24 protein-coding genes are annotated in these 23,127 nt (G+C 73.0%); 11 read left to right on the forward strand and 13 right to left on the reverse strand.

Going from position 1 to position 23,127, the window contains the following annotated elements:
* Positions 1 to 280: 280 nt before the first annotated feature.
* From fxsT to ADY01_RS14305, 3 genes are all read right to left on the reverse strand, one after another.
* Complete coding sequence (fxsT, locus tag ADY01_RS14295) at positions 281 to 3,529, reverse strand: FxSxx-COOH system tetratricopeptide repeat protein (protein ID WP_078900300.1); 3,249 nt, start codon at positions 3,527 to 3,529, stop codon at positions 281 to 283.
* Positions 3,530 to 3,675: 146 nt separating this feature from the next.
* Entirely contained in the window at positions 3,676 to 4,149 is a 474-nt protein-coding gene (locus ADY01_RS14300; RefSeq protein WP_049571916.1) for a hypothetical protein, read from the reverse strand.
* Between the two features lie 352 nt (positions 4,150 to 4,501).
* A complete protein-coding gene (locus ADY01_RS14305; RefSeq protein WP_049571919.1) occupies positions 4,502 to 5,560 on the reverse strand; it encodes an NAD(P)-dependent alcohol dehydrogenase in 1,059 nt (352 codons plus the stop codon).
* Between the two features lie 95 nt (positions 5,561 to 5,655).
* Here ADY01_RS14305 and ADY01_RS14310 point away from each other — a divergent pair, with 95 nt between their 5' ends.
* Positions 5,656 to 6,243, forward strand: a complete 588-nt coding sequence (locus ADY01_RS14310) for a TetR family transcriptional regulator (protein ID WP_049571922.1) — start codon at positions 5,656 to 5,658, stop codon at positions 6,241 to 6,243.
* Between the two features lie 21 nt (positions 6,244 to 6,264).
* Here the strand turns inward: ADY01_RS14310 and ADY01_RS14315 are convergent, their stop codons facing one another.
* From ADY01_RS14315 to ADY01_RS14330, 4 genes are all read right to left on the reverse strand, one after another.
* Positions 6,265 to 7,512, reverse strand: a complete 1,248-nt coding sequence (locus tag ADY01_RS14315; RefSeq protein ID WP_049571926.1) for a DUF2201 family putative metallopeptidase — start codon at positions 7,510 to 7,512, stop codon at positions 6,265 to 6,267.
* Complete coding sequence (locus tag ADY01_RS14320) at positions 7,509 to 8,801, reverse strand: AAA family ATPase (RefSeq protein ID WP_049571929.1); 1,293 nt, start codon at positions 8,799 to 8,801, stop codon at positions 7,509 to 7,511. The genes ADY01_RS14315 and ADY01_RS14320 overlap by 4 nt, the downstream gene beginning before the upstream one ends.
* A gap of 85 nt (positions 8,802 to 8,886) precedes the next feature.
* Positions 8,887 to 10,290: a hypothetical protein gene (locus tag ADY01_RS14325; protein WP_049571972.1), complete on the reverse strand. Its 1,404-nt coding sequence runs from the start codon at positions 10,288 to 10,290 to the stop codon at positions 8,887 to 8,889.
* A complete protein-coding gene (locus ADY01_RS14330) occupies positions 10,290 to 13,271 on the reverse strand; it encodes an AfsR/SARP family transcriptional regulator (RefSeq protein ID WP_063784224.1) in 2,982 nt (993 codons plus the stop codon). Before ADY01_RS14330 ends, ADY01_RS14325 begins: the two co-directional genes overlap by 1 nt.
* Positions 13,272 to 13,393: 122 nt before the next feature.
* On the opposite strand from ADY01_RS14330, the gene ADY01_RS14335 reads away from it, so the two are divergent.
* From ADY01_RS14335 to ADY01_RS14350, 4 genes are all read left to right on the forward strand, one after another.
* Positions 13,394 to 14,008: a dihydrofolate reductase family protein gene (locus ADY01_RS14335; protein ID WP_049571932.1), complete on the forward strand. Its 615-nt coding sequence runs from the start codon at positions 13,394 to 13,396 to the stop codon at positions 14,006 to 14,008.
* An 89-nt stretch (positions 14,009 to 14,097) separates the two neighbouring features.
* Positions 14,098 to 14,517 (forward strand): hypothetical protein, encoded by a 420-nt coding sequence (locus ADY01_RS14340; protein ID WP_049571935.1) that lies wholly within the window; start codon positions 14,098 to 14,100, stop codon positions 14,515 to 14,517.
* Positions 14,517 to 16,106 (forward strand): alpha/beta hydrolase, encoded by a 1,590-nt coding sequence (locus ADY01_RS14345; protein WP_049571938.1) that lies wholly within the window; start codon positions 14,517 to 14,519, stop codon positions 16,104 to 16,106. The genes ADY01_RS14340 and ADY01_RS14345 overlap by 1 nt, the downstream gene beginning before the upstream one ends.
* A gap of 119 nt (positions 16,107 to 16,225) precedes the next feature.
* Positions 16,226 to 16,642 carry a hypothetical protein gene (locus tag ADY01_RS14350; RefSeq protein ID WP_049571941.1) on the forward strand — a complete coding sequence of 139 codons (417 nt, stop codon included), beginning with the start codon at positions 16,226 to 16,228 and terminating at the stop codon, positions 16,640 to 16,642.
* 42 nt (positions 16,643 to 16,684) lie between these two features.
* Here the strand turns inward: ADY01_RS14350 and ADY01_RS14355 are convergent, their stop codons facing one another.
* The 4 genes from ADY01_RS14355 to ADY01_RS14365 are packed head-to-tail and all read right to left on the reverse strand — an operon-like array spanning position 16,685 to position 17,521.
* Positions 16,685 to 16,933, reverse strand: coding sequence for a hypothetical protein (locus tag ADY01_RS14355; RefSeq protein ID WP_049571943.1), 249 nt, complete (start codon positions 16,931 to 16,933; stop codon positions 16,685 to 16,687).
* Positions 16,934 to 16,975: 42 nt separating this feature from the next.
* A complete protein-coding gene (locus ADY01_RS14360; RefSeq protein WP_159001204.1) occupies positions 16,976 to 17,218 on the reverse strand; it encodes a hypothetical protein in 243 nt (80 codons plus the stop codon).
* Positions 17,203 to 17,355, reverse strand: coding sequence for a hypothetical protein (locus ADY01_RS39110; RefSeq protein ID WP_159001206.1), 153 nt, complete (start codon positions 17,353 to 17,355; stop codon positions 17,203 to 17,205). The genes ADY01_RS14360 and ADY01_RS39110 overlap by 16 nt, the downstream gene beginning before the upstream one ends.
* Complete coding sequence (locus ADY01_RS14365) at positions 17,348 to 17,521, reverse strand: hypothetical protein (RefSeq protein ID WP_199826230.1); 174 nt, start codon at positions 17,519 to 17,521, stop codon at positions 17,348 to 17,350. Before ADY01_RS14365 ends, ADY01_RS39110 begins: the two co-directional genes overlap by 8 nt.
* A gap of 187 nt (positions 17,522 to 17,708) precedes the next feature.
* On the opposite strand from ADY01_RS14365, the gene ADY01_RS14370 reads away from it, so the two are divergent.
* Genes ADY01_RS14370 through ADY01_RS14375 form a run of 3 tightly spaced genes read left to right on the forward strand, consistent with a single transcriptional unit; the run spans position 17,709 to position 18,948 of the window.
* Complete coding sequence (locus ADY01_RS14370; RefSeq protein WP_049571949.1) at positions 17,709 to 18,539, forward strand: helix-turn-helix domain-containing protein; 831 nt, start codon at positions 17,709 to 17,711, stop codon at positions 18,537 to 18,539.
* 16 nt (positions 18,540 to 18,555) lie between these two features.
* Positions 18,556 to 18,735: a DUF397 domain-containing protein gene (locus ADY01_RS37000; protein ID WP_324612932.1), complete on the forward strand. Its 180-nt coding sequence runs from the start codon at positions 18,556 to 18,558 to the stop codon at positions 18,733 to 18,735.
* A gap of 21 nt (positions 18,736 to 18,756) precedes the next feature.
* Positions 18,757 to 18,948 carry a DUF397 domain-containing protein gene (locus ADY01_RS14375; RefSeq protein WP_234320230.1) on the forward strand — a complete coding sequence of 64 codons (192 nt, stop codon included), beginning with the start codon at positions 18,757 to 18,759 and terminating at the stop codon, positions 18,946 to 18,948.
* Between the two features lie 3 nt (positions 18,949 to 18,951).
* Here the strand turns inward: ADY01_RS14375 and ADY01_RS14380 are convergent, their stop codons facing one another.
* A complete protein-coding gene (locus ADY01_RS14380; RefSeq protein ID WP_078900301.1) occupies positions 18,952 to 20,013 on the reverse strand; it encodes an alkene reductase in 1,062 nt (353 codons plus the stop codon).
* A gap of 93 nt (positions 20,014 to 20,106) precedes the next feature.
* Entirely contained in the window at positions 20,107 to 20,535 is a 429-nt protein-coding gene (locus ADY01_RS14385; RefSeq protein ID WP_049571959.1) for a MarR family winged helix-turn-helix transcriptional regulator, read from the reverse strand.
* A 185-nt stretch (positions 20,536 to 20,720) separates the two neighbouring features.
* Between ADY01_RS14385 and ADY01_RS14390 the strand changes: the two genes are divergently transcribed.
* Genes ADY01_RS14390 through ADY01_RS14400 form a run of 3 tightly spaced genes read left to right on the forward strand, consistent with a single transcriptional unit; the run spans position 20,721 to position 23,058 of the window.
* Positions 20,721 to 20,924: a DUF2997 domain-containing protein gene (locus ADY01_RS14390; protein ID WP_049571961.1), complete on the forward strand. Its 204-nt coding sequence runs from the start codon at positions 20,721 to 20,723 to the stop codon at positions 20,922 to 20,924.
* Positions 20,912 to 21,514, forward strand: a complete 603-nt coding sequence (locus ADY01_RS14395) for a 4Fe-4S cluster-binding domain-containing protein (protein WP_159001208.1) — start codon at positions 20,912 to 20,914, stop codon at positions 21,512 to 21,514. Before ADY01_RS14390 ends, ADY01_RS14395 begins: the two co-directional genes overlap by 13 nt.
* Positions 21,511 to 23,058, forward strand: a complete 1,548-nt coding sequence (locus ADY01_RS14400; RefSeq protein ID WP_199826231.1) for an AAA family ATPase — start codon at positions 21,511 to 21,513, stop codon at positions 23,056 to 23,058. The genes ADY01_RS14395 and ADY01_RS14400 overlap by 4 nt, the downstream gene beginning before the upstream one ends.
* The last annotated feature ends 69 nt before the right edge of the window (positions 23,059 to 23,127 follow it).

The following is a 23,127-nucleotide window of genomic DNA, read 5'->3' on the forward strand; positions in this document are numbered from 1 at the left end:
GTCTCGCTGCGTTGGCTTGGGGGTTGTGGTGGGGGGCACCGCGTTGTGGCGGGTGGGGGTGTCCGGACGGGCGCGACGGATGACGGCCGTCCGGAGTCGGCCTGCTCGTGGTCGGCCTGTTCGTGGTCGGCTGAGGTGGCGCGCACCTTCGCGCCTGCTCTGGCCGGCACGCCCGCCGCGCCCGTCGTCATGCGTTCGCTCGCAGACACCATGGGCGAACGGTGAGGGCCCGTTGAAGCCGAACCGTCCTGAGATCGGTTGCCGAGCCCCGCAGGCGGGATCACCCGGCGGTGGGCATCGCGCGACCGGAGCGCTCGGCTTTCGCGTACCGGTCCAGCAGCTTGTCGTACGTGGTGGACGGGAGCGCCGGGCCACTTCGGCGCAGGGCGTCCCGGAAGGCTCGGGTGGCCTCGGTGACGTAGTGGTCGGAGCCCAGGGAGCGCAGGCAGTCGTCGAAGAGCGCGGCGAAGGCGATGAGGCCGTCGGCCGGGGCGCGATCGCGTCGGGCCCGCACCTCGGCCAGGCAGCCGCGGATCATCAACGAGCCGAGGTGGTCGGGACCCCAGATCCGCAGGGCCGTCGGCAGCAGGTCCTCGTACGCGGTGGCCGCTCCGGTGAAGTCCTCGCTGTCCGCGAGCAGCTTGGCGTAGGTGGCGCGGACGGGAAGGGTTTCGAGGTGGTCGGGCGCCATGAGCCGCTGGTAGTCGCGGATCAGCTCGCGGCACTCCTCGGCCGCCCCGGCCGGGTCGCCCGCCTCCGCGCGGCAGTCGAGCAGACGGCCGCGCATGTCGAGCGTACGCGGATGGTCGGGGCCCAGGACGCGCGTATGGTCCGCGATCAGCTCTTGATAGACCGGGATCATCGTGTCCGCCTCCGCGTCGTCGGAGCGGCAGTCGGCAAGGGCGCTGCGCAACTGGAGGGTGTCCGGGTGGTTCGGGCCCAGTACCTGGCTGTACACGGTGATCAGGTCCTCGAACGTCGCGAGGGCCGCGGGCGTGTCGCCCGCCGCATGCAGCTTCTCGGCAAGCAGCCTGCGGGCGCGCAGGGTCCTTGGGTGGTGCGGGCCCAGTACCCGGGCCATGTCTCCCCGCAGTTCGCGGAGGTCGGCGACTGCCTCGGAGTGGTCGCCTGCCAAGCCGCGCCAGTCGGCCAGGTCCAGGCGGGTTTCCAGGGTGAGGGGGTGCTCGGGGCCCAGGGCCCGTCGGCAGTCGGCGAGCAGCGGAGCGAACTCCGCGGCTGTCTCCCCCGGGTCGCCGATCACGCCCTCGATACTGAGAAGGGTCCTGCGCCAGAACAGCACATCGGGATGGTCGGGGCCCCAGAACGGGCCCAGGGTGGCCAGCAGCTCCTTCAGAGCCTCGGCGGCGGCGACCGGAGCGGTCTCCGCGAGGCCGTGCTGCCACATCCGGAGGAAGGTCTGGTGGCTGATGACCAGCGGGTGGTCAGGCCCGAACGTCTGCTCCAGCAAGCGGGCCGACTCCTCTATGCCGGGCGGTGCCGCGGTGGTGTCCCCCGCCTTGTCGCGCAGCAGTCCCAGGGAGTAGCGGGCACGGGAGACGTCGATGTGATGGGCTCCCAGGATGCGCACGGCGTCGTCGATCATGTCCGCCAGCTCGGCGGCGGCCCCGGCCGGGTCTCCGGCGGCGGCACGCCAGTCGGCCAGCTCGTGGCGCACCCCCATCGTGCGGTGGTCGTCGCGGCCGAACGCCGCCAGGTGCTCGTCCAGCAGCTCCCCGAACCGATCGCGGGCCCCGGCGGGGTCGCCCGCCTCACCCTGGAGGCGCGCGAGCTGTATGCGGACGTTCAGGGTCATGTCGTCGAGGGGCCCGAGGTACGTCCGGCAGTCGGCGAGCAGTTCCTCGTACAGGGCCGCGGCGCGCGGCGCGTCTCCCCTGTCGCTGTGCAGGGAGGCGATCTGGGAACGGACCGAGAGGGTGTTGCGGTGGTGCGGGCCCTGGACGCGCCGGTGGTCGACGAGCAGGTCCTCGTAGTCGGCCAGCGCGCCGGCCAGGTCGCCCCCGCTGACCCGGGCGGCGGCACGTTCGCCGCGGGCGTCGAGGGTGGCGAAGTCGTCCGGTCCGACCAGGCGAGTGCAGTCCGCGGCCAGCTCCGTGTACGCCGCCACGGCCTCCGCGGGGCGCGCGGTGAGCTTCAGGAAACGGAGGGAGTTGCTGCGGCAGCCGAGGGTGCGTGGGGAATCGGCGCCGTACCTTCGCGCGGAGGTGGCCGCGAGCTGCCGGTAGTGGTCCATCGTCGCCTGGAGGAGACCCGCGCGGGCGAGGCTCTGGCCCAACCGGAGAAGGACCTCGTGCACATCGTGGTCCGACCACAGCACGTCTTCGTCATGGGATCGCAGCGTCTCGGTGTTGGCGCGGAACCGCTGGCCGGTGGCGAAGTCACGTTCCTTCGGTGGCCACGCCTGGAGCAGGGCGTCGGCCGCCGCTCGGACGGTCCGGGCCAGCAGTTCCGGCGGAAGCTGCTCGCGCACACTACGCTGCACCAGCCCGTGGACCTGAACGGGCTGGCCCGGGGTGTGGGTGACCAGGCTGAGCCGGTGGAGGGCGTGCAGCGCGCCTGCGGCGTCCTCCGCTGTCGCGAGGGCTGGTCGCCGGGTGTCGGGGGTGCGGTGGCGGGTGAGGTGGGTGAGGGCGGGACGGCTGGTCAAGGCATCGGTGGGGATGCCGTTGGGGTCGAGCGTCGCGGCGAGTTGAAGCATGGGGCGGGCCAAGCCGGCGGGGCGGAGCCGGTCGGCGTGTTCGATGGACAGGGACCAGGTGGCCGCCACCGTGGCGGCTTGGTCGTCAGGCAGGGCGCTCGGTTCGGGGAACAGGTCGGCCAGTCTCCTGAGCCGACCGGCCAGGAGGGAGCGGTAGCGGGCGCAGGTGACGTCGGTGTCGATGATGTAGGCGGCGGCCTGGGCCAGGGCGAGGGGCAGGTGTCCCAGGTCGGCGGCGAGGCCGCTGATCTGGTCGGTGGGCTCGTGGCGGTCGTGTGCGGCGAGTACGGCGGTGACATAGGCGGCGGCATCCTGGGGGGTGAACAAGCCCACGGTCACCCGGCGTCGGCCGGCGCCGGTCAGGGCGGCCTCACGGCGGCGCGTGGTGACCAGGACACGGCCGCGCGGACTGGCGGGCGGCCACCAGCCACGCATATCGGCCGGATCCGCGACGTCGTCCAGCACGACCAGCCACCGGCACGGCCTCTGGCCGGCCTTCGGCTCCAGCCAGGCCAGGAACGCCCGCGCGGACTGCCCGGGGTCGCCGGGGTCGGCGGCAAGGACCTCCACACCAGCCTGCGCGTAGCCGGCCGTGATCGCTGAGCGGCTGCTCGCGCTGATCCACACCAGTACGTCCACGCTGCCGCTGTCCCAGGCGGTGCGGGCGTAATCGGCGGCCAGCTGCGTCTTGCCCACCCCGCCGGTCCCGGTCAGTACCTGGCTGAGCACGGCGGTGCCCCCGCTGTCGACCGCCGCCCGCAACTGGTCGACCTCGGCCCGGTGCTGAAACGACAGGGCGCGGGGCGGGATCACGCCGACCTGGTGCGGCCAGGCGGCCGGTGTGCGGGGCGGCGCGTGATGGTGGACTTGCCCGGCGTAGCCGACGGCGATGCTGCCGCGGTCGGCGAAGACGCTGCCGACATGGTGAGTCGGCGCGGCCGAGGCGGTACCGGGTGCGCTCAGTCCTGGTGCGGACCCGGCTGGGAAGGGTTCCCCAGTGTCACATCTCCCATGGTCACCGCGGCGGCGGACCCGTGGTCGGCCCGGACGTCCACGTTCCCTCCCACGGCCAGACCGCTCTGGCCGGCCGACACGCCGCGGTGGGAGGTCTGTTGGGCCAGCAGGGTGCGCAGCTCCTCCACGACCCGGGCCCGCTGGATATCCTCCAGACCGTCCAGCAGGGCCTCGATCCGGCCCTGCCACGCGGCCTCCTGACGGATACGCACCCGCTCCACCTCGGCCGGACGCGCCGCCTCAAGCTCGCCCGCGGTCTGATCGAGGCGCTCCAGCTCGGCGTGCTCGCGCTGCGGATCTCCCCGGCCGAACCAACGGGCCACCTGATGGCGCACCCCTGTCCATGCGTCCGTGCCCGCGGCCTCCACCACCGCAGTGCCTCCCGCCGCAGCCAGCGCGGTCATTGCCTCCGACAGCATCCTCGCCCCTCCCTATGAGAGATCGGTCCGAACCGGAGCGCGCACCTCTCCCCACACCGATGCTTTCACCGCGTCACTCCATCAGATACGCACCGCCGTTGTCCCTGGTTCCGTCCAGTGGTCGCCGTGGTGGGCCGCGACGCGTCCGACCCGGCGCCCTGGTCGAGTTCCCCGACCACCGCCAGGACCTCGGCGGCAACGCCGCCGGTCCCTGAGGCAGGTCCCACTGCCGTCCGGACGGCCGTCATCCGCCGCGTCCCTCCGGACACCCACCACTTCCACGAGACGAGCCTGCCGGTCACCGGTCACCGGCCACCCAGGCCAGGCGTCGACGTCACCCCACCCCCGACCTTCAGCCCGGATCGGCCAGGTCGGCCAGGTCGGACAGGTCAAGGACGAAGCGGTAGCGGACATCGTTGCGCGCAAGACGGTCGAGAGCCTCGTTCACGCGCGCGGAGGGGAGCAACTCGATGTCGGCGGTGACACCGTGCCGCGCGCAGAAGTCCAGCATGGCGGCGGTCGCGGGCCTGCCGCCGCTGCCCGCCGAGCTGAGCTTCTTGCGCCCCACGAGCAGGTCGGTGGTCTCCACGGTGACCGGTCCGAGGTGCCCGAGGTGGCTGAGCGTTCCGTCCATGGCGACCAGGCGCAGGTAGGGGCCGAGGTCGTGCGGGGCGGAGATGGTGTCGATGACGATGTCGAACCGGTCGCGGGCACCGGCCATCTGTTCCGGGTCCGTGGAGACGACGAGACCTCGGGCGCCGAGGCGAGCGGCGTCGGCGGCCTTGCCCGGTGAGCGGCTGACGACGGTGGTGTCGGCGCCGAGCGCGACGGCGATCTTGACCGCGAGATGGCCCAGGCCGCCGAGTCCCGCCACGGCGACCCGCGTTCCGGGCCCGGCGCCGAGGGCGTGCAGCGGTTCCCAGACGGTGACCCCGGCGCAGAGCAGGGGAGCGGCGGCGGCCGGGTCCAGGCCGGTGGGGAGGAGGTGGGCGAACCGGTCGCGGACGACGTACTCGCGGGAGTAGCCGCCCAGGGTCGTCGAGCCGTCGTGCCGGTCGACGCCGTCGTAGGTGAGGGTCGGGAAGGCGTGGCAGAAGTTCTCCTGGCCGGCCCGGCACATGGGGCACTCGCCGCAGGAGTCGACGATGTTGCCGACCGCCACGGGGTCGCCGACCGAGAAGCCGGTGACCGCGGGGCCGGTCTCGGTCACCACGCCCGTGAACTCGTGGCCCGGCACCACGGGGCGGCTCGCCTCGTCGCGGCCCCGGACGGCGTGCAGATCGGTGTGGCAGACGCCGCAGTAGTCCACCCGGATCGCGAGGTCGTCGGGGCGCAGGTCGCGCCGCTTCAGCGGCGTCCGTCGCAGGGTCGGCGTCGGCCCTGCCGCCTGCCAGCCGGTGGTGGTCCGCACGGCGCATCTCCTTAAACAGACTGTTCGGTCTGTCTCACGGTAGGCCCGTTCGCCCGGCGAGGCAAACCAACCGTTCTGTTTGGTAGCCTTGCGGCATGCCCGACCAGCCCCTGACCCCGCGCGGAGCGGCGACGTACCGGCGCATCCTCGACGTGGCGACCCGGGAGTTCGCCGCGTACGGGATCGCCGGGGCGCGCGTCGAGCGGATCGTGGCCGCCGCGCGCACCAACAAGGCGCAGCTGTATGCCTACTTCGGAAGCAAGGAAGGGCTCTTCGACGCCATCTTCTTCGGCTCGCTGGAGCGGATCGTGAACGTCGTCCCGATCGACGCGGACGACCTCGCGGACTGGGCCGTACGTCTCTACGACGAGTACCTGGAACGCCCCGACCTCATCCGGCTGGCCACCTGGGCGCGCCTGGAGCGCCGCCCGGCCGGGCACCTGGTGGAGGACCGCGACCGCCTGGACGACCGCAAGCTGCGCGCCATCGCCGAGGCCCAGGCCGCCGGTCTGGTGCGCCAGGGGGACCCGTTCGACGTGATGGCCCTGGTCATCGCCATGTCCATGGCCTGGTCACCGGTCAGCAACGTCTACGCGGCGACCGCCGGGGAGCCCTCCGAGCTGCACGAGCGGCGTCGTGCCCTGCTCCGCGACAGCGTCCGCCGCGCCATGTCCGCCGGCTGAGCGGCGGGGAACGCGCGACGACTACGCCGGCCCGATGGCGACCACGCGCGCCCACGCGGGCGGCGCGCCCGGCACGTAGTCGGGGTGGTCCTCGCTGAAGGACCGGGCCGCGCGCTGCCGGTCGAAGAGGCCGACCACCGTCCGGCACGGGGGGCGCGTGTCCGGCCAGGGGGTCTGCCCGTCGGTCAGGACCACGATGACGTCGGGTCGGGGCCGCGCCCGGAGCGCCTTGGCGAAGCCCGTGCGCAGGTCCGTGCCGCCGCCGCCCACCAGCGGTATGCCCTCGGCCCGGCACAGCGGGTGCGCGATCCTGGCCGCCGCGTCGCACGGCAGCACGGTGACCAGGTCCCGCCGGCCGCCCACGGCACGGGCGATCGCCGCGACCTCGCGGAGCGCGCTGCCCAGTTCGGTGTCGCTGACCGACCCGGAGGTGTCGATGACCACGGAGACCCGGGGCGGCCTGCGCCGGAGGCTCGGCAGAACGGCGCCGGGCACCCCGGCCGAGCGCCGCGACGGCCGTCCGTAGGTGTAGTCCTCGCCCGCGCCCCCGCCGGAGGCCGCCGAGCGGACCGCCGCTCCCAGCAACTCCCGCCATGGCTGCGGCGGTTGGAACGCCTCCTCCGCCCACCGCCGCCACCCCTTCGGGGTGGTGCCCGGACGGGCGGTGATGCCCTGCGCCACCCGGAACCGCACCGCGTCCCGTTCCTGCTCGCTGAGCCCGTGCGCGCCGTCCGGGCCGAGATCCCACTCCCGTTCCAGCCCGTCGGCGCCGCTGCCGCAATCGAGCCAGGCCATGCTCTGCGTGCGCGGCCCCAGCCGGAACTGGCGCAGGTAGTCCTCCATGAGCTCCCCCGGCAGCAGCCCCAGCGCCGCCGGTTCGACGGCGTCCTCCGGCCGGACCAGCCCCTCGCCGAACACGTCGTCGTTGATCTCGCAGTCCGCCGCGATGTTCATCCGCAGCCGTTCCGCCGGGCCGGTCAGCCCGTGCTCCCGCGCGAACCGGTCCCCGCGCCCGTGGTGGTCGCGCAGCAGGTGCGACACCTCGTGCACCCATACCCCGGCCAGTTCCTCCACCGGCGTCCGGTCCACGAACACCGGCGAGACGTAGCACCGCCAGTGCCGGTCGACCGCCATCGTCGGCACCCGCCGCGACTCCACGGTGCACAGGGCGAACAGCGCCGTCGCCAGGTAGGGCCGGACCCGGGCGGCGTGCAGCCGGGCGGCGAAGAGCTTGTCGAGGTCCAGGGCCCCCGGCGCGTCCGGGATCACCGTCCGGCCCTCGCTCCGTGCGCCGACGCGGACGCGGACGCGGATGCCGACGCCGCCCTGGCCGCCGCCGGGTCCGCCCGCCGGGACAGGGACACCGCTCCGGCGAGCCGCTCGATCGACGCCGGAACGTCCCAGTCGTCGCGGCGCAGCGTGGCGAGCGTGGTCGCGGGGACGACCACCAGGTCCGGGGCGCCGGTCTCCACCGCGCGGACCAGCAGCGCCCACGCCGCGTCCCAGCGGGACTTGTCCGGGCGCGCGCGGACCGCCGCCACCACGCCGTCGAGCACGGCCTGGCGCAGGTCCCCCCGTTCGGGCAGGGTGGCGCCCGCCGGGTCGGCGAGGAGCGTCTCGGGGTCCGGGAGGTCCATCCGGTCCATGCTCGCGAGCAGTTCGAGCCCGGGGCCGTCCCCCACGGTCCCCCTCACCAGCAGGGACAGCACCTCCCGCGAGGAGCCCGCCGCGGTCGCGAAGGCGATCAGGCACAGGGTCATCTCCCAGCTCCGGGGCGAGGGCCAGGGGCCGCCCCGGGACGTCTCGCTGCTCGGCAGCCGGTGCACGAGACCGGGGCGGGCGGCGAGGAGCCCGCACACCGCGCGGCGGGCGAAGTCCACGGCCGCGGGCAGCCGTTCGCGGTCGAGCCGTGGCAGTGTCGCCCGGGGCCAGGTCCCGCCGAGGCCGCGGACCACGACCTCGTGGTCGTGGGTCCACCGGAGGTGGACGAACCGGTTGGCCAGGGGCGGGCTCAGCTCCCAGCCGTCGGCCGCCGAGGAACGCGGATTGGCGGCGGCGACGATCCGGACCCCGGGCGGCAGGCGCAGGGCGCCGATCCGCCGCTCCAGCACCAGGCGGAGCAGGGCGGCTTGAACGGCCGGTGCGGCGGTGGACAGTTCGTCCAGGAACAGCAGCCCCCGGCCGGCCCGCACCAGTCGCACGGCCCAGTCGGGCGGGGCCATCGGGACGCCGCGCTCCGCGGGGTCGTCGCCGACGATGGGCAGGCCGGAGAAGTCGGACGGCTCGTGCACGCTGGCGATCACCGTGGTCAGCGGAAGGTCCAGCGCCGTGGCGAGCTGGGTCAGGGCCGCGGTCTTGCCGATCCCCGGCTCTCCCCACAGCAGCACGGGAAGGTCGGCGGCCACGGCGAGGGTCAGCGCCTCCAGCTGTTCGTCGGCGCGCGGCTCGGTGGTCGCGTCGCGCAGCAGGGCCAGCAACGCGCCGGCGACGTCGAGTTGGGGGGCGTCGGCCGGGTCGGGGAGGGTGCCGGTCGGTGTGAACGGGGTGTCCGTGGGCATGGGTGATCACCTTGGGGTTCGTGAGGAGCCGCATGAACGCGGCCGCGGATACGGGAACGGATACGGGAACGGGCGGGGCCCGGGGTCAGCGGGGGATTCCGTGCCGCGGGTGCGAGCGCTGGTCACGGGGTCGGCGGCGGTCCGAGGGGGCGGGTCCGGGCTTCGGTCCGGCCAGCCCCGCCCTGAACAGCCCGTAGGAGACGCGCCGTCGCGCCGCCGCCTCCAGCTCGTCCCGCAGGGCGCCGCCGCGCAGCGGCGCCTCGGGGCCGAGCAGCCCCTCGACGACGGCCAGCGCGCCGGTCGTGTCGCCGTGGTCCAGGCGTTCGCGGACACCGGTGAGGCAGTCGGGACGACGGTGCGCCTCGTCGATGACCCGCAGGCAGGGAAGCGGCGTACCGGTCAGCGCGGCGAGCAGTTCCTCCCGCCGGATCTCGGCCGGGTCGTGGTCCAGGGGGGACAGCACGCCGTCGACCAGGCCGATCCGGTGCCGGGCTCCCCGGCACTCCACGAGGCGCGGCTCTCCCGCCCGGTCCTGGGTCCGGGACGGGCCGGGCGGCGCGTGATCCGGCACCAGTGCCGAGGCGACCAGCGGATGCAGCCGGTCGACCTCGATCAGACCCGAGCGGATCAGGTCGAGATCGGGCAGTACCCAGGTCGCCGCGTCGGGCAGGACCGGCGACGCGGAGGTGTCGCGGCCCCGGGGAGCCGCCGAGATCCGCAGGGTGGGCGGCCCGGCGCCGTCCCCGTTCGCGACCAGGTCCAGGGCCAGCCGCTGTCCGTGCCCCAGCCGAACGGTGACGGTGCCGGTCTCCCGCCCCTCGGCGCGGAGCACGATCCCCGCCTCGGCCGCCCACCGGTCGACGGCGCAGCGCCGCGCGTGCGTCACCAGCCCGAGCGGATCCAGGTCCCCCGGGGAACGGCCGTCGGCGGGCGGCGGATCGGCACCGGACCGGATCCGCAGTTCACCGGCTCGGCGCGCGTCCCACAGGTGGCGGTGCAGGTCGAGGCGGAACCGCCGGCTGGGGTGGGGATGCGGATAGGGGCGCGCGCCCGCGCCGGTGAGGGATCCGTCCCACAGCGCGAGGCTGATCCGCTGACCGGCGTCCGCCCAGGCCGGTGGGGTCCGGACCACGAGGTGCAACGGGCGTTCGCCGTCACCCCCGGCCGCGTCGTACCGGGCCAGGGTCAGGGTCAGCCCGGGGCGCAGCAGCCCGTCGGGGGCGATCCTGGGCATGTGCCAGCGCAGCAGGTCAGGCGCGAGATGGCGGAGATCGGCCCGGATCCGGGCCGCGAGGTCGCGGCCATGAACGCGTGCCAGTGATCGTGGATGGAGATCGACGTCGATGCCGGCGGCGGCGCACGCCCCCGCCCAGTCCCCGGCGCGGCGGCGGGCGGTCGCGGTCTCGATCATGGACGGCGGCACGGCGTACTTCCGCACGCGCAGCCAGAGGGGGAGGCGGGAATCCTCGTTCGCGGTCCGGGTGAGCATCAGCACTCACCTTGCGCGGACGGGGCCCCCAATCTGTCAACGGAGTGAGTTGTCATCGCGGGGAGTGTAGCCCTCCCCGCCGGGGATCCGCCAGGCGCGGCAGGCCCCGGGGGGCCCTGTCGCGCATCACGGAAGGCGTCGGCGATGGCGGTGCCGACGGGGGTTCCGACGGCCGTGTCGACGGACGTTCCGATGGCCGTGCCGACGGATATGAGCTGGGCGCGGACCTGGTCGGCCGTGTCGGGGCCGAGGTCGCCGAGGAGAACGTGGGCGTGGTGCCAGTGCTCGCGGGCCGCCGCGTGGTCGCCCGCGAGGTGGTGGCAGGCGCCGAGGTGGGCGAGGGTGCTGGCCTCGGCGTACGGGTCGCCCAACTCCCGGAACAGGCCGAGGGCCTCGCGGTGGCACGGAACGGCCCCGGCGTGGTCGCCCAGCCGGAGGTGGGTGTCGGCGAGGCATGACCACGTGTGGGCCTCGTAGGGGCGGTTGCCGAGCTTCTGGTGCAGGACCAGGGCCCGTTGGCACAGGTCGAGGGCCCGGTCGTGGTGTCCCAGGCGGCCGTGGTACCAGCCGAGGTCGGTGAGTGCCATGGCCTGGCCGACCTGGTCGTCCAGCCGGACGAAGAGGTCGTGGGCACGGGCGGCGGCGTCGAGCGCGTCGGCCTCCCGGCCCTGGAGGCCGAGGACGATGTCCCGGAAGTAGTGCGTCCACGCCTGACCGGCGAGGTCGTCGAGGGAACGTTCCATGGCGGCGTCGAGGTCGCGGTGGGCCTCGTCGAAGCGGCCCAGGTCGGCCAGCGCGGCGGCCAGGTTGCAGTGCGCGCGGGTCTCCTCCACCGGGTCGCCCAGCCGCCGGGCGGCGGCCACGGCCGCCCGCTGGGTCTCGGCCCGGTCGTGCCAGCGGCCCGTCCGGTGCAGGAAGACGAACAGCGCCCGCGCCAGCCGGCAGACGTGCCGGTCCAGGCCCAGGCCGGCGGCGAGCGCGAGGGCGCCGAGCAGGGCGGGGCGTTCGGCCGTGAACCAGGCCATCGCCTCCTCCGGTCCGGCCACCTCGGTGACGGAGACGCCGGGCCGGGGCGCGGCGGGGGCGGTGGTCTCGACGTGCCCGTGCAGATGCCGCGCGGCGGCGTGCGCGGTGTGGAGGTAGTGATCCACGACGCGGTGCCGCGCCGCGTCCCGGTCCGCGTCGCGGGCCTCGCACAGTTCGGCGGCGTAGGCGCGCAGCAGGTCGTGGCACGCGTAGCGGCCCGGGGCGTGCTCGGTGAGCAGGCTGGCGCGGGTCAGTTCGGCCAGCGGCGCCCGTATGCGCGCGACCGGGACGCCCGCCAGGCTGGCCGCGGCGGCGACGGTGCTGTCGGGGCCGGGTCGCTCCCCGGCGACCAGCCGGAACAGCCGCGCCGCGTCGTTCCCGAGCGCCCGGTACGACCACGAGAAGATCGCCCGCACGTCGACGGCGGGGTCCAACGCGCCGAGGCCCTCCCGGAGTTCGCCGGCGAGCGCGCCGAGCGGGTGCGCCGGGTGGATCGCGGCGCGGGCGGCGATGATCGCCAGCCCCAGGGGCAGCCCGGCGCAGCGGCGGACGATCTCGTCGGCGGCGGCGGGCTCGGCGGCGATCCGGTCGGGGCCGAGCCGGCGGGCCAGGAACCGCCTGGCCTCCCGCGGCGGCAGCACGTCGAGGGCCAGGGGATGCGCGCCGTACGTCATGACCAGCCCGGCGAGGTGGTCCCGGCTGGTGACCACCACCAGGCAGCCGGGCGCCCCCGGCAGCAGCGGGGCCACCTGGTCGGCGTCGCGGGCGTTGTCCAGCAGAACGAGCACGCGCCGCCCGGCCAGCAGGCTGCGGTAGAGCCCGGCCTGCGCGGCGCGGCCGTCCGGGACGCGGTGCGGCGGCACCTGGAGCGCGTCGAGGAACTCGCGGAGGGCCGCGGCCGGTTCCACGGCCTCCCCGGACGCGTCGTATCCGCGCAGGTCGATGGAGAGCTGGCCGTCCGGGAAGCGCTCGGCGACCCGGTGGGCCCAGCGCACGGCGAGCGTGGTCTTCCCGACACCGGCCGTTCCGGCGATCACCGCCACGAGCGGCGACCGCGGCGATCGCGGCGAGGGGGACCTCGTCTCCTCCACCGGCCCGAGCAGCGCGTCCAGCGCCGCCAACTCGGCGTCCCGACCGGCGAATCCGTCGACGGAGGCGGGCAACTGCCGGGGCACCGCGCGTCCGCGGGGCGGAGCGCCGCCGGCCAGCAGGTCGGCGTGGACCTGCCGCAGCTCGCGGCTGGGGTCCACGCCGAGTTCCTCGGCGAGGCGGCGCCGGACGGCCTCGTACCGTTCCAGCGCCTCGGCGGGGCGGCCGGCCGATTCCAGGGCCCGGAGCAGCCTCACCCAGAGGGATTCCCGCAGCGGATACCGTTCGGCGAGCTCGGCCAACTCGGCGAGTTCGGCCAACTCGGCCCGCGCCACCGGCTCCGCCGGGCCGCGGCGCGATACCGCGGCGAGGCCCAGGTCGGCCCGCCGTTCCCACGCGGTCAGGAAGCGCTCCTCAAGTGCCGGGGCCACGCACCGCTCCAGCCAGTCGGACCGGACCCCGTCGAAGGGCGTGCCGCGCCACAGCGCCAACGCGGCGGCCAGCGCGGAACGTTCCGCCGCCGGGTCCGGCGCCGCCGCCTCGTCGAGCAGGCGCCGGAAGCGGAGCGCGTCCACGTGGTCCGGCTCGGCGACCAGCAGGTAGCCGCCGGGCCTGGCCGCGATCAGCTCCCCGTCGTCGGTCCCGAGGGCGCGGCGCAGCCGCTTGACGTTCGTACGGACGTTGGCCCGCGCGTCGCCGCGCCCCTCCGGTCCCCAGACCGCGGTCGCCAGCCGGTCCGTCGGGACGGTGCGGCCCGCCGACATCGCCAGCGCGGCCAGCAGCGCGCGCAGCCGCCCGGCCGGAAGCTCGACCGGCCGCCCGGCCACGAACACGCGCAGAGGCCCGAGGAGTTCGACGGTCAGCACGCGGATCGCACCCCTTCGCTGGTCGGCGCCGGTTTCACCGGAGTGACACCACTCTGCCACCCGCGGTCCGCCAAGCTGGCGACCCAGCCGCGCGAGCGGCGACCACCGGAGAGGGGAACGCCATGGGCCTGGTCATTTCGGGGATCTCGATGTCGCTGGACGGGTTCGTCACCGGGCCGAACGTCACGCGCGAGCACCAACTGGGCGAGGGCGGCGAGGTCCTGCACCAGTGGCTGAACGAACCGGACCCGCTCGACGCCGAGTTGCTCGCCGAGATGGGCGGGGGCGTGGGCTCGATCCTGATGGGCCGGCGCTCCTACGACCTGGCCGAGGGCGACGGAGGGTGGGGCGAGGGTGGCCCGGCCGGCCCGGCGCCGTGCTTCGTGCTCACCCACACCCCACCGGCCCCGGAGACGGTCCGGGCGCCGTCGGTCTTCACCTTCGTCACCGACGGCATCCACGGCGCGGTGGAACGCGCGAAGGCCGCGGCCGGTGACAAGGCGGTCGGCGTGCACGGCGCCGGCGCGGCTCAGCAGTGCCTCGCCGCGGGCCTCATGGACCAGATCCAGATCCACCTGGCCCCGGTCCTGCTGGGCAGCGGCACCCGGCTGTTCGAGCACCTGGGCGGCGCGTTCCGGCTCGAACGCGTCCAGGTGATCGACAGCCCGAACGCCACCCACCTGCGCTACCGCGTGCTCCACCCCTCCGACCGCCACGGCCCGTCCACCCGGACGTGAGCGGACGCCAGGCGCCGCGTGTGGTCCTGCGCTAGGGTCGGCCGGGAACACGGGGCGTACATGGCTCGCCACGCATTGACGGAGGGGCAATGGCGTTGGGGTGGGACGAGGAATGGGCCGCGGCGCAGGCCGCGGCCCGGGCGGAGAGCGAGGGAACGGGGCCGAGCGGGCAGAGGGGCGGCGGTGGTGGCCGTTCCGGCGTCGCTCCGGATCTGAGCGTTCCGCCCGCGGAGCTGCACGCCTCGGCGGCAGCGGCCGAGGCGGCGGAGGAGGATCTCCGGCCGGTTCTGGACCGGGCCGTCACGGAGATCGCGGGTGCTGCCGCGTCCTTGGGAAGCTGGTCGGTGAGTGCGCAACTCGCGGAGAGCGGCACCGGCTGGGGAGGGGCCCTGGCTGATCTGGCCGACCGGCTGACCGAACATGCCGCCGGATTACGGATGGTGGTGGCCGGGACGACCAGCCTCGACGAGGAGATCCGCGACCAGTTCCGTGGCTGGGGCACTGTCTGATGCCCGAGCAGTATCGCGATCTCCTCGACCAGGACTTCTATCCCCTGGGAGCGGCTGTCTCCGCGTGGCGGAGGCTGGCAGAGGCATGCGAGGAGGCCCGGGACACATCTCTGGCCAGGGTGTCCGCCCCGCTGGTTCAGGCGGGCTGGGAGGGTGAAGCGGCGCGTGCCGGGCTTCGGGCCATGGAGGTGACGCAGAGCATCCTGACCACCGCGTATCGCGACGTTCTGCTCATCGCGGCCGTGATGGACCACGTCAGAGCCACGATGCAGGCGGCCCAGCAGAGGCTGCGGAACGCGGTCGTGGATGCGGAGGCTGCCGGCTACCGGGTCAGCGAGAGCGGCTGGGTCGAGCCGAAGGCAACGTTTGCGGCGTACGACGATGTCCCGCCCGCGGATGCGGCCCTGCGGGAAGCGAACGAATTAGGGGGCTTCCGGGCGAGGATCGCGGCGGCCATCGAGGAGGCGAAAGAGGCCAGTGGAGCGGGGTGGCGGGCGCTGCGCGAGCTCGACTGGTTCACGCTCGACAAGGAGTACGGAGCCCAGAGCGCTCAGGAGAGCGCGGAACGCATCGCCGAGGCGCACGGTATCGGCGTTGCCGCACAGGACATTCCGGCCGACGCATCGCCTGAGCGGGCGGCCCGTTGGTGGTCCGGGCTCAGCGACATGGACCAGGACCTTCTGCTCGCCTCCTATCCGGCGGAGATCGGTGCGCTGGACGGCTTGCCCGCCGAGACGCGCGACCAGGCCAACCGTGCGGCGTTGCAGGCTCAGTTGGACGAGTACCGGATGAACGAGCGTTCCCTCGGGATACAGGACGAGATCATCTTCACGGGGCTGACACAGCTTGACGCTGCGTTGGCCGAACGTGCCAACGCCCCGGAACACGAGCGTCTGTATCTCCTCGGCTTCGACACCGAACAGGAGGGCAGAGCCATCGTGTCCCAGGGGAATCCGGACACCGCCGCGAACACCGCCGTGCTGGTACCCGGTACGGGGACGGCCCTCGGCCAGATGGGCGGTCAGATCGAACGGATAGGGATCATGCAGGAGGCTGCTCTGGATCGCGACAGAGGCGACGTGGCGGTGATCTCCTGGCTCGGCTACGACGCGCCAGAGCTGTCGGACAGCGTCCTCACCAGGGAACGGGCCGACGAAGGAGCCGAGGATCTCCGCGATTTCACGTCGGGCCTGCGCGCGGCCCACGACGGGACCGACGGCCATCTCACCGTGGTCGGGCACAGCTACGGTTCCACCACGGTCGGCGCGGCCGACGCGGGCGGAGACGGCCTGGCGGCCGACGACATCGTGGTGCTCGGCAGCCCAGGACTGACCGTGGACCGGGCGGAAGACCTTCACATCTCGCCGGACCGGCTGTGGGTCGGGGCCGCCGCCGACGATCTCGTCGCCAACCACCTCTCCGGCCTCACCCTCGGCGCCGCGCCACAGGACGAGGGATTCGGTGCGCGAGAGATGTACGTGGACACCTCGGGACACAGCGGCTACTGGGATGCGAACAGCAGGTCACTGGAGAACATGGGGGCCATCATCGCCGGAGTTGATCCGCTCAACGGGGCGATGGGACAGTGAGGGGTGGCGCGACTGTGAAGCCGCACAGGGCGATTGTCATCGTGGTCAGTGCGGTGCTGCTTGGAGGTTGTGTGTTCGGCGGCAGCGGCGACGATGGGATCAATGATCCGCTTCCGCGCATGAGTAGAACGGATGCGCAGGAGTGGGCCGTCCACTGGATCGGGTCCATGGCCCGGACGGCTGAGGCGGAGGTTGATCCGGAGACGGTGCGTATCAACTTCTCCGACTGTGTGGGCAGGAACGACGAGATGGCGGATGACGGCCGTTTCAACCTGCGGTACTCCGTGCGGGCGGACATCGCGCCGGAGCGGCGGGCGGCGGCCGTACGCGACATCAGGGACGCCCTGGTGGAACAAGGGCTGGAGATCGAGGGCTACCGCTCGGACCCTTCGCTGAGTCCCGCGAATGTGGTGGGCGCCCGGCACCCCGAGGATCATCAGTCGGTCACCGCCGAGGACAACGGTGAGGATCAGCTGTTGCTCATCGTCAGTACGCCGTGTCTGCTGCCGCCCGGCGTGGAGCAGCAACAGCTTTGATGCCGGGCCGGGTGAACCCGCGCTCCCCGACTGCCTGAGGTGTCACGCCGCGTCCTCCTCCGAGGTGATGGCCGTGGCTGCGGAGTTCCTGGCACGCGCCTCGGCCAGCTCCTCGTCGGAGAACTGCCCCTCTTGCTCCTGGTACTGCCGCAGATCGTCCCCGAGGAGCACGTGCCGCATTTGCCGGGCCACGGCGCCCGCGACACATCCGGAGACATTGTCAGTGAGTCTCTTCAGCTCGCTGACCTGCTCCGAAGGGAGAGTGACGGTGATGCGTGTGGTGCTGGACATGCAGCACGCATGCCGCAGTACGCGTCTCCGTGGGCTCTGTGATCAACGGATTCTGGGGTTGCGCAGGCGGGCGGCCCACAGGACCGTCCTGCGCCCCATGATCAGGCTCTCGCCGTCGCCGAAGTCGAGCCGCTTGCGGCCGTGGGGCAGGGCGACGATGTCCCGCACGGTGAACGGCCAGCCTCCGATCATCACTTGGTCACCGCGCCGGACCGATCCCGCGTCGATCTCGACCGAGACCAGCACGCCCGCGCGGCCGGTGGCCGGGATCACGAGACGACCCACGTGCCGGGCTCCGGCTGGACCGGCTCCTTGGGAGGGCACGTGTGATCCTCGCCGGAGACCACCAACTCGCCGCAGCCGCACCGGCGAAGGGCGCGAACGGGCCGGTCGAGGTATTCGGGCCGTTCGTTGTCATCCATGGACGGCCTCCAGCGCCTCGGCGAGCTTGTGGGCGGTATCCAGGTTGCAGCGGCCGAGTTCGACCAGGGGCGGCAGGGCGGTGACGCCGCTGAGCGAGAAGTCGTCGATGTCGAGCGAGGGAAGAACAATGCCGTGCTTGGCCAGTGCGTCACGCAATGCATTCACGGCGCGGGCCGCTTCCTGACGTGCAGGTGAGGTTAGGGACACGGTAATTCCTTCTTACGTGTCGAAATGGCTTTGTGGGCGCATAGCTCACCACAGGCAGGGCAGGGTCGGAGGGCATGAACGAGCGCTGGTCATGGGTGAGTTGATCGAACGCGCGCTCGCCAGCAGCTGAAAGGGGAGGTCAGCCATGGTGGCTGTGGAGTTGCCTCAGGGCGACATGAACGATCTTGAATTCCTCGGTCGTGAGGTCCGTGAGGCGCGAGGGAACCGGAAGCTCACGCAATCCCAGCTCGGGACCGGGACGGGTTACACTCAGGCTTATGTCAGCAAGGTCGAGGCGGGCGTGCTGATCCCCTCCGAGGAGTTCGCACGCAAGGCCGACGTCACGCTCGGAACGCCCGGCCTCTTCGTGCGACTGAGAGAGCGGGTCATCAAGCGGTCACACCCCTCGTGGTTCGCGCCCTTCGCGAAGATGGAACCGAGTGCAACTGAGATCGTGCACTTCTCGCTGCTCCTCGTGCCCGGGATTTTCCAGACGGAGCGATATGCGCGGGCGATTATTGAGGCGGCTTCCTCGTCCGAGTCAGAGGAGCGGATCCAGCAGATCCTCACGGGGAGGCTCAAGCGTCAGAAGATTCTGACCCAGAAGGCGCCGCCCTCGTTGTGGGTGGTGCTGCACGAATCCGCGCTCACGATGCAGATCGGGGGCCCCGGCATCATGCGCGAGCAACTCCTGTACCTCGCCGCTCCGCAACTGCACAACGTCACGGTCCAGGTGTTTCCGTTCGCCGCAGGAGCACTGCCGATCAACAACCCGTTCATCCTGCTGCACTTCGAGGACCGGCCTTCTATCGCCTACGCAGACACCTCCATGGGCGGCCAAATGCAGGACGAGCAAGGCCGAGTTCGCTACCTGACCCGGCAGTATGATCGGCTCCGGGCGGAGTCTCTGAGTCCACGGGAGTCCTCCATGCTTATCACGAAGATCGCAGAGAGGTATCCGAGTGACGAAACGTGACGTGCTGTCGGCGGCCGTGTGGCGCAGGTCGAGCCGATCCAGTGAGGAAGGCGGAGAGTGCGTCGAGGTGGCCGACGGCGTTCCGGGTCTGGTGCCCGTCCGTGACAGCAAGGTCGTGGGCGGACCCGTGGTGGTCAACTCTGCTGCTGGCTGGGGAGCGTTCACCGGTGCCTTGCGGCGGGGAGAACTCCGTTAAGCGACAAACGGAGGACTCCTGGTGAGGGAACTGGTGTGGCGCACGTCGAGCCGGTCCAGCGGTGAGGGCGGCGAGTGTGTCGAGGTGGCCGACGGCGTCGCCGGGGTGGTGCCGGTCCGTGACAGCAAGGTCGCGGACGGGCCTGTGGTGGTCAACTCGGCCGCTGGCTGGCGGGCGTTCACCGGTGCGTTGCGCCGGGGGGAGCTGGGCTGACGGCTACCCGCCCAGGCGGGGGTAGTCCAGGTACCCTTCCGCGCCACCCCCGTAAAGGCCGCTGCCACGCGGCACGTTGAGCGGCGCGTCGGCGGCGATGCGTTGTGGCAGGTCCGGGTTGGCCAGGAAGAGGCGTCCGAACGCGTAGACGTCGGCGAGGCCGGTGCGCAGCGCCTTCTCCGCCGTCTCGCGGTCGCCCGGCTCGGGCCCGTCGTAGGTGGCCACCAGGGTGCCCTGCCACCGGGGCCGCAGGTCCTCAAGGGCCGCGTACGTCCCGGACTCCACCACGTGCAGGTACGCCAGCCCCATGCCGTTCAGCGCGCCCAGCAGCCGGCGGTAGCGCGTTGCCGGATCGGACTCGACGATGTCGAGCTGCGCGTTGCCGGGGGAGACGCGCAGCCCGGTCCGCTCCGCTCCGATCGCGGCGGCGACCGCCTCGACCACCTCGATCGCGAAGCGGACGTGGTCGGCGTAGGCGTCGGTGCGGAGGTTGGCGCTGTCGGACAGGAACTGCGCGACGAGGTAGCCGTAGGCGCCGTTGATCTCGACGCCGTCGAAGCCCGCCTCGATGGCGTGGCGGGCGGCCGTGGCGTGGGACTCGACGGCCTCGGCGACCTCGGCCGCCGACATGGCGCGCGGGACGGCGTAGTCCTTGGGGCCGGAGGCGGTGTGGATCCGGCCGTGCGAGATCGCCGTGGCCGAGGGGGCGACCGGCCGCTCCCCGCCGAGTATGTCCGGGTGGCAGACGCGGCCCACGTGCCACAGCTGGGCGAAGACGCGCCCGCCCGCCGCGTGCACGGCCCGCGTCACCCCGCGCCAGCCCTCGACCTGCGCCCGGTCGGTCAGCCCGGGAACGCCGGGTCCGCCCTTGCCGAGGCGGTGCGGCCAGACGCCCTCGCTGACGATGAGTCCCGCCGAGGCGCGCTGGGCGTAGTACTCGGCCATGATCGGCACGGGAACGCCGGTGGCGTCGTCGGCGCGGGAGCGGGTCATCGGAGCCATGGCAGCCCGGTTGGGCAGCTGGAGGGCGGCGCCGCGGTAGGGCTGGAGCAGAGGGGAGTTCACGGTTCTCCTTCGCCGATGTTGCATGTACCTACAATAATTGCACGTACATGCAAATGGAGGGGGTCCGGGGCGAAGGTGATGCGTCGGCGGGGGTCAGTCCCGCGGGCGGAGCCGCTTGGACAGCCGGGCCAGCTCCGCGTCGGAGGAGGCTGCGGCCTCGTCCAGGGCCTCGCCCAGCGCGGCCTCGTAGATCGGGAGGGCCCGCGACTGGCGTTCGCGTCCGGCGTCGGTGATCCCCAGGAACACCCCGCGCCTGTCCCCGGTGCAGTGGAAGCGCTCCGCCAGCTCGGCCCGTTCGAGGCGACCGGCCAGCCGCGAGACGGAGCTCTGGTTCAGGCCGATCGCGTCGGCGAGATCCTGCATCCGCATCTCGCCCTCGGGCGTCTCGGCCAGGTCGCACAGCGCGCGGAACTCCGAGAGGCCGAGCGAGCAGCGGCGGTGCAGCACCTCGGCCAGGTGCTGTTCGACGCGGCCGTGCAGCGTCACCAGGAGGGCCCAGCGTTCGCTGTCGCCGTGTGCCATGCCTCACCTCCATGTCCCGGCCGACCCTCCATGGTACATGCGTATGCATTTCTTGCTTATGCATGCAATTGCCTGCGATGACCCTTGTGAAGTGCCGGTGAAACCAGGCCGGGCCGGGGACCCCTCCCCCGAGGGAGTGGCAGGCTGTCCCCGGGCGTCTGCTTTCACCGACGGAGGGCGGGGGAATGGCCGAGGAGAGCGTCGAGATCGTCATCGCGCCGGACGGCACCGTGGAGATGCGGGTCCAGGGTGTCGCCGGGCCGCACTGTGTGGAGGACACCGATCCCCTGGTGCGGCTGCTCGGCGGCGCCGTCGAGCACCACGAGCTGACGGACGAGGCGTACCAGCAGGGCGAAGAGGACGAGCGGGACCGGCTGTGGCAGGGGTGAGCGGCCTCGCCACGCCCTGGCGGCTGCACGCCGTCCTGCCCCGCAGCCTCGCGAACGGCCCCGGCGCGCGGTACGTCGTGTGGAGCCAGGGGTGCACGCTGGCGTGCCCCGGCTGCTTCAACCCGGAGACGCACGCGGGCGCGCGTCCGGAGACCGGCGGCGGAAGCCCGTTCCGCACGGTGGGCGAGGTGACCGAGGCGGTGCTGGCCGAGGCCGCGCACCTCGACGGGGTGACGCTCACCGGCGGCGAACCGCTCGAACAGCCCGCCGCCGTCGCCGCGTTCTGCGCGGAGATCACCGCCGGCAGCGGCCTGGGGGTGATCGTGCTGACCGGCTTCACCCGCCGCGAGATCGAGGCCGACCCGGCGCGCACGGCGGCCGTGGCCCACGCCGACCTGGTGATCGCGGGCCGTTACAACGCCGGGTTGCGCCTCGCCCGGGGCCTCAAGGGCTCCGCCAACAAGGAGCACTGGGACCGCACCGGGCGTTACCCGGCGGCCGACCTCGACGCCGTTCCGGAGCTGGAGATCGTCATCGGCGCCGACGCCACCCTCACCTTCACCGGCATGCACGAGGAGAAGTTCGCGTGAGCACGCCCGACATCCACGACGAGATCCGCCTGTACCTGCGCGCCCGGGTGGCGTTGATCGTGCTGGTCACGGTCGAGGAGCAGCGCGCGCTCGACGCGCTCAACCGCGTGCGCCGCGACCGCGACCCCGCCTCCGACCTGGTCACCTGGGACATCGCGGACGGCCTCGAATCGGCGGCCGGGCGGTCGCTGCCGAAGGCGGCCTCACCGCCGGACGTGCTGGCGAAGATCCAGGAGCTCGCCCTCAAGGAGCCGGGGCGCCGCGACCTCTACGTGCTCAAGGACTTCCACGCCTTCTGGGAGCGCGACCCGGTGGTCAGGCGCCGCCTGCGGAACCTCGCGCACCGCCTCGTCTACACCGGCGCCTCCCTGATCGTGACCACGCCGGTCCGCACCGTTCCCGTCGAACTCGGCGACGACGCCGTGGTGGTGGAGATGCCGCTGCCCCAGGAGGACGCGCTGCGGGGGGCGTTGGACGACCTCATCGACGGCACCCAGGGCGTCAAGTCCACGCTGACGCCCGCCGGCCGCAGCCGCCTCGCGCAGGCCGCGCTCGGCCTGACGGCGGCGCAGGCGCGGCGCGCGTTCGCCAAGGCCATCGTGCGCGACGACGTGCTCGACGACCGGGACATCGACGCGGTGGTGGCGGAGAAGAAGGCCGTGATCAGGGAGAACGAGGCGCTGGAGTTCTACAGCGCCGAGGAGAGCCCCGACGACCTGGGCGGGCTTGAGGTCCTCAAGCAGTGGCTCCGGCTGCGGGAGCGCGCGTTCGGCGAGGAGGCGCGGGAGTTCGGGCTGCCCGCGCCCAAGGGCATCGCGCTGATCGGCATCCCGGGCACCGGCAAGAGCCTGACCGCGAAGATGATCGGCGGGCTGTGGCGGCTGCCGCTGCTGCGCCTGGACGTGGGCGCGCTGTTCGGCTCGCTGGTCGGCGAGTCCGAGGAACGCGTCCGGCGCGCGCTGCGGCTCGCCGAGACCGTGTCCCCGTGCGTGCTGTGGATCGACGAGATGGAGAAGGCGCTCGCGTCGGGCGGCCACGACGGCGGCACCTCGCAACGGGTGTTCGGCAGCGTCCTGACGTGGATGCAGGAGAAGAAGGCCCCGGTCTTCGTGGTGGCCACGGCCAACGACATCAGCGCGCTGCCCCCCGAGACGCTGCGGCGGGGCCGGTTCGACGAGGTGTTCTTCCTCGACCTGCCCACCGAGGAGGAGCGCCGCGAGATCATCACCGTCCACCTGCGGAAGCGGCGCCGCGACCCCGGGGCGTTCGACATCACCCAACTCGCCCGTGACAGCGACGGGTTCGTGGGCGCCGAGCTGGAACAGGTGGTCGTGGACGCGATGTACGAGGCGTTCTCGGAGGAACGGGACGTGACGACGGCCGACATCGTCCGCGCCGTCGCGGCGACCGTTCCGCTGAGCACGTCGCAGCGCGAGATCATCGAGGACCTGCGCTCCTGGCTCCGCGAGGGCCGCGCCCAGTCGGCGTCGTTCGGGGGCGCCGCCCTGGCCGCCGAGCACCAGGTGCCGGTGCTGGAGGTGTGAGCGCGCATGCGCCGGGCGTCGACCTCGGGTGGGGCGGCTGAGGGGGTGGCGGCGTGATCACCGGGGAGC

This window comes from Streptomyces sp. SBT349 (genome assembly GCF_001083795.1).
Lineage (GTDB): Bacteria > Actinomycetota > Actinomycetes > Streptomycetales > Streptomycetaceae > Streptomyces.

Excerpts from the sequence above, each read along its gene's own strand:
- ADY01_RS14340 (WP_049571935.1), top strand. The coding sequence starts at position 14,098 with ATGGCGTTGGGGTGGGACGAGGAATGGGCCGCGGCGCAGGCCGCGGCC.
- ADY01_RS14345 (WP_049571938.1), top strand. The coding sequence starts at position 14,517 with ATGCCCGAGCAGTATCGCGATCTCCTCGACCAGGACTTCTATCCCCTG.
- ADY01_RS14310 (WP_049571922.1), top strand. The coding sequence starts at position 5,656 with ATGCCCGACCAGCCCCTGACCCCGCGCGGAGCGGCGACGTACCGGCGC.
- ADY01_RS39110 (WP_159001206.1), bottom strand. The coding sequence starts at position 17,355 with ATGGATGACAACGAACGGCCCGAATACCTCGACCGGCCCGTTCGCGCC.
- ADY01_RS14390 (WP_049571961.1), top strand. The coding sequence starts at position 20,721 with ATGGCCGAGGAGAGCGTCGAGATCGTCATCGCGCCGGACGGCACCGTG.
- ADY01_RS14385 (WP_049571959.1), bottom strand. The coding sequence starts at position 20,535 with ATGGCACACGGCGACAGCGAACGCTGGGCCCTCCTGGTGACGCTGCAC.
- ADY01_RS14320 (WP_049571929.1), bottom strand. The coding sequence starts at position 8,801 with ATGCCCACGGACACCCCGTTCACACCGACCGGCACCCTCCCCGACCCG.
- ADY01_RS14370 (WP_049571949.1), top strand. The coding sequence starts at position 17,709 with ATGGTGGCTGTGGAGTTGCCTCAGGGCGACATGAACGATCTTGAATTC.
- ADY01_RS14325 (WP_049571972.1), bottom strand. The coding sequence starts at position 10,290 with ATGCTCACCCGGACCGCGAACGAGGATTCCCGCCTCCCCCTCTGGCTG.
- ADY01_RS14300 (WP_049571916.1), bottom strand. The coding sequence starts at position 4,149 with ATGCTGTCGGAGGCAATGACCGCGCTGGCTGCGGCGGGAGGCACTGCG.
- ADY01_RS14350 (WP_049571941.1), top strand. The coding sequence starts at position 16,226 with ATGAGTAGAACGGATGCGCAGGAGTGGGCCGTCCACTGGATCGGGTCC.
- ADY01_RS14355 (WP_049571943.1), bottom strand. The coding sequence starts at position 16,933 with ATGTCCAGCACCACACGCATCACCGTCACTCTCCCTTCGGAGCAGGTC.
- ADY01_RS14335 (WP_049571932.1), top strand. The coding sequence starts at position 13,394 with ATGGGCCTGGTCATTTCGGGGATCTCGATGTCGCTGGACGGGTTCGTC.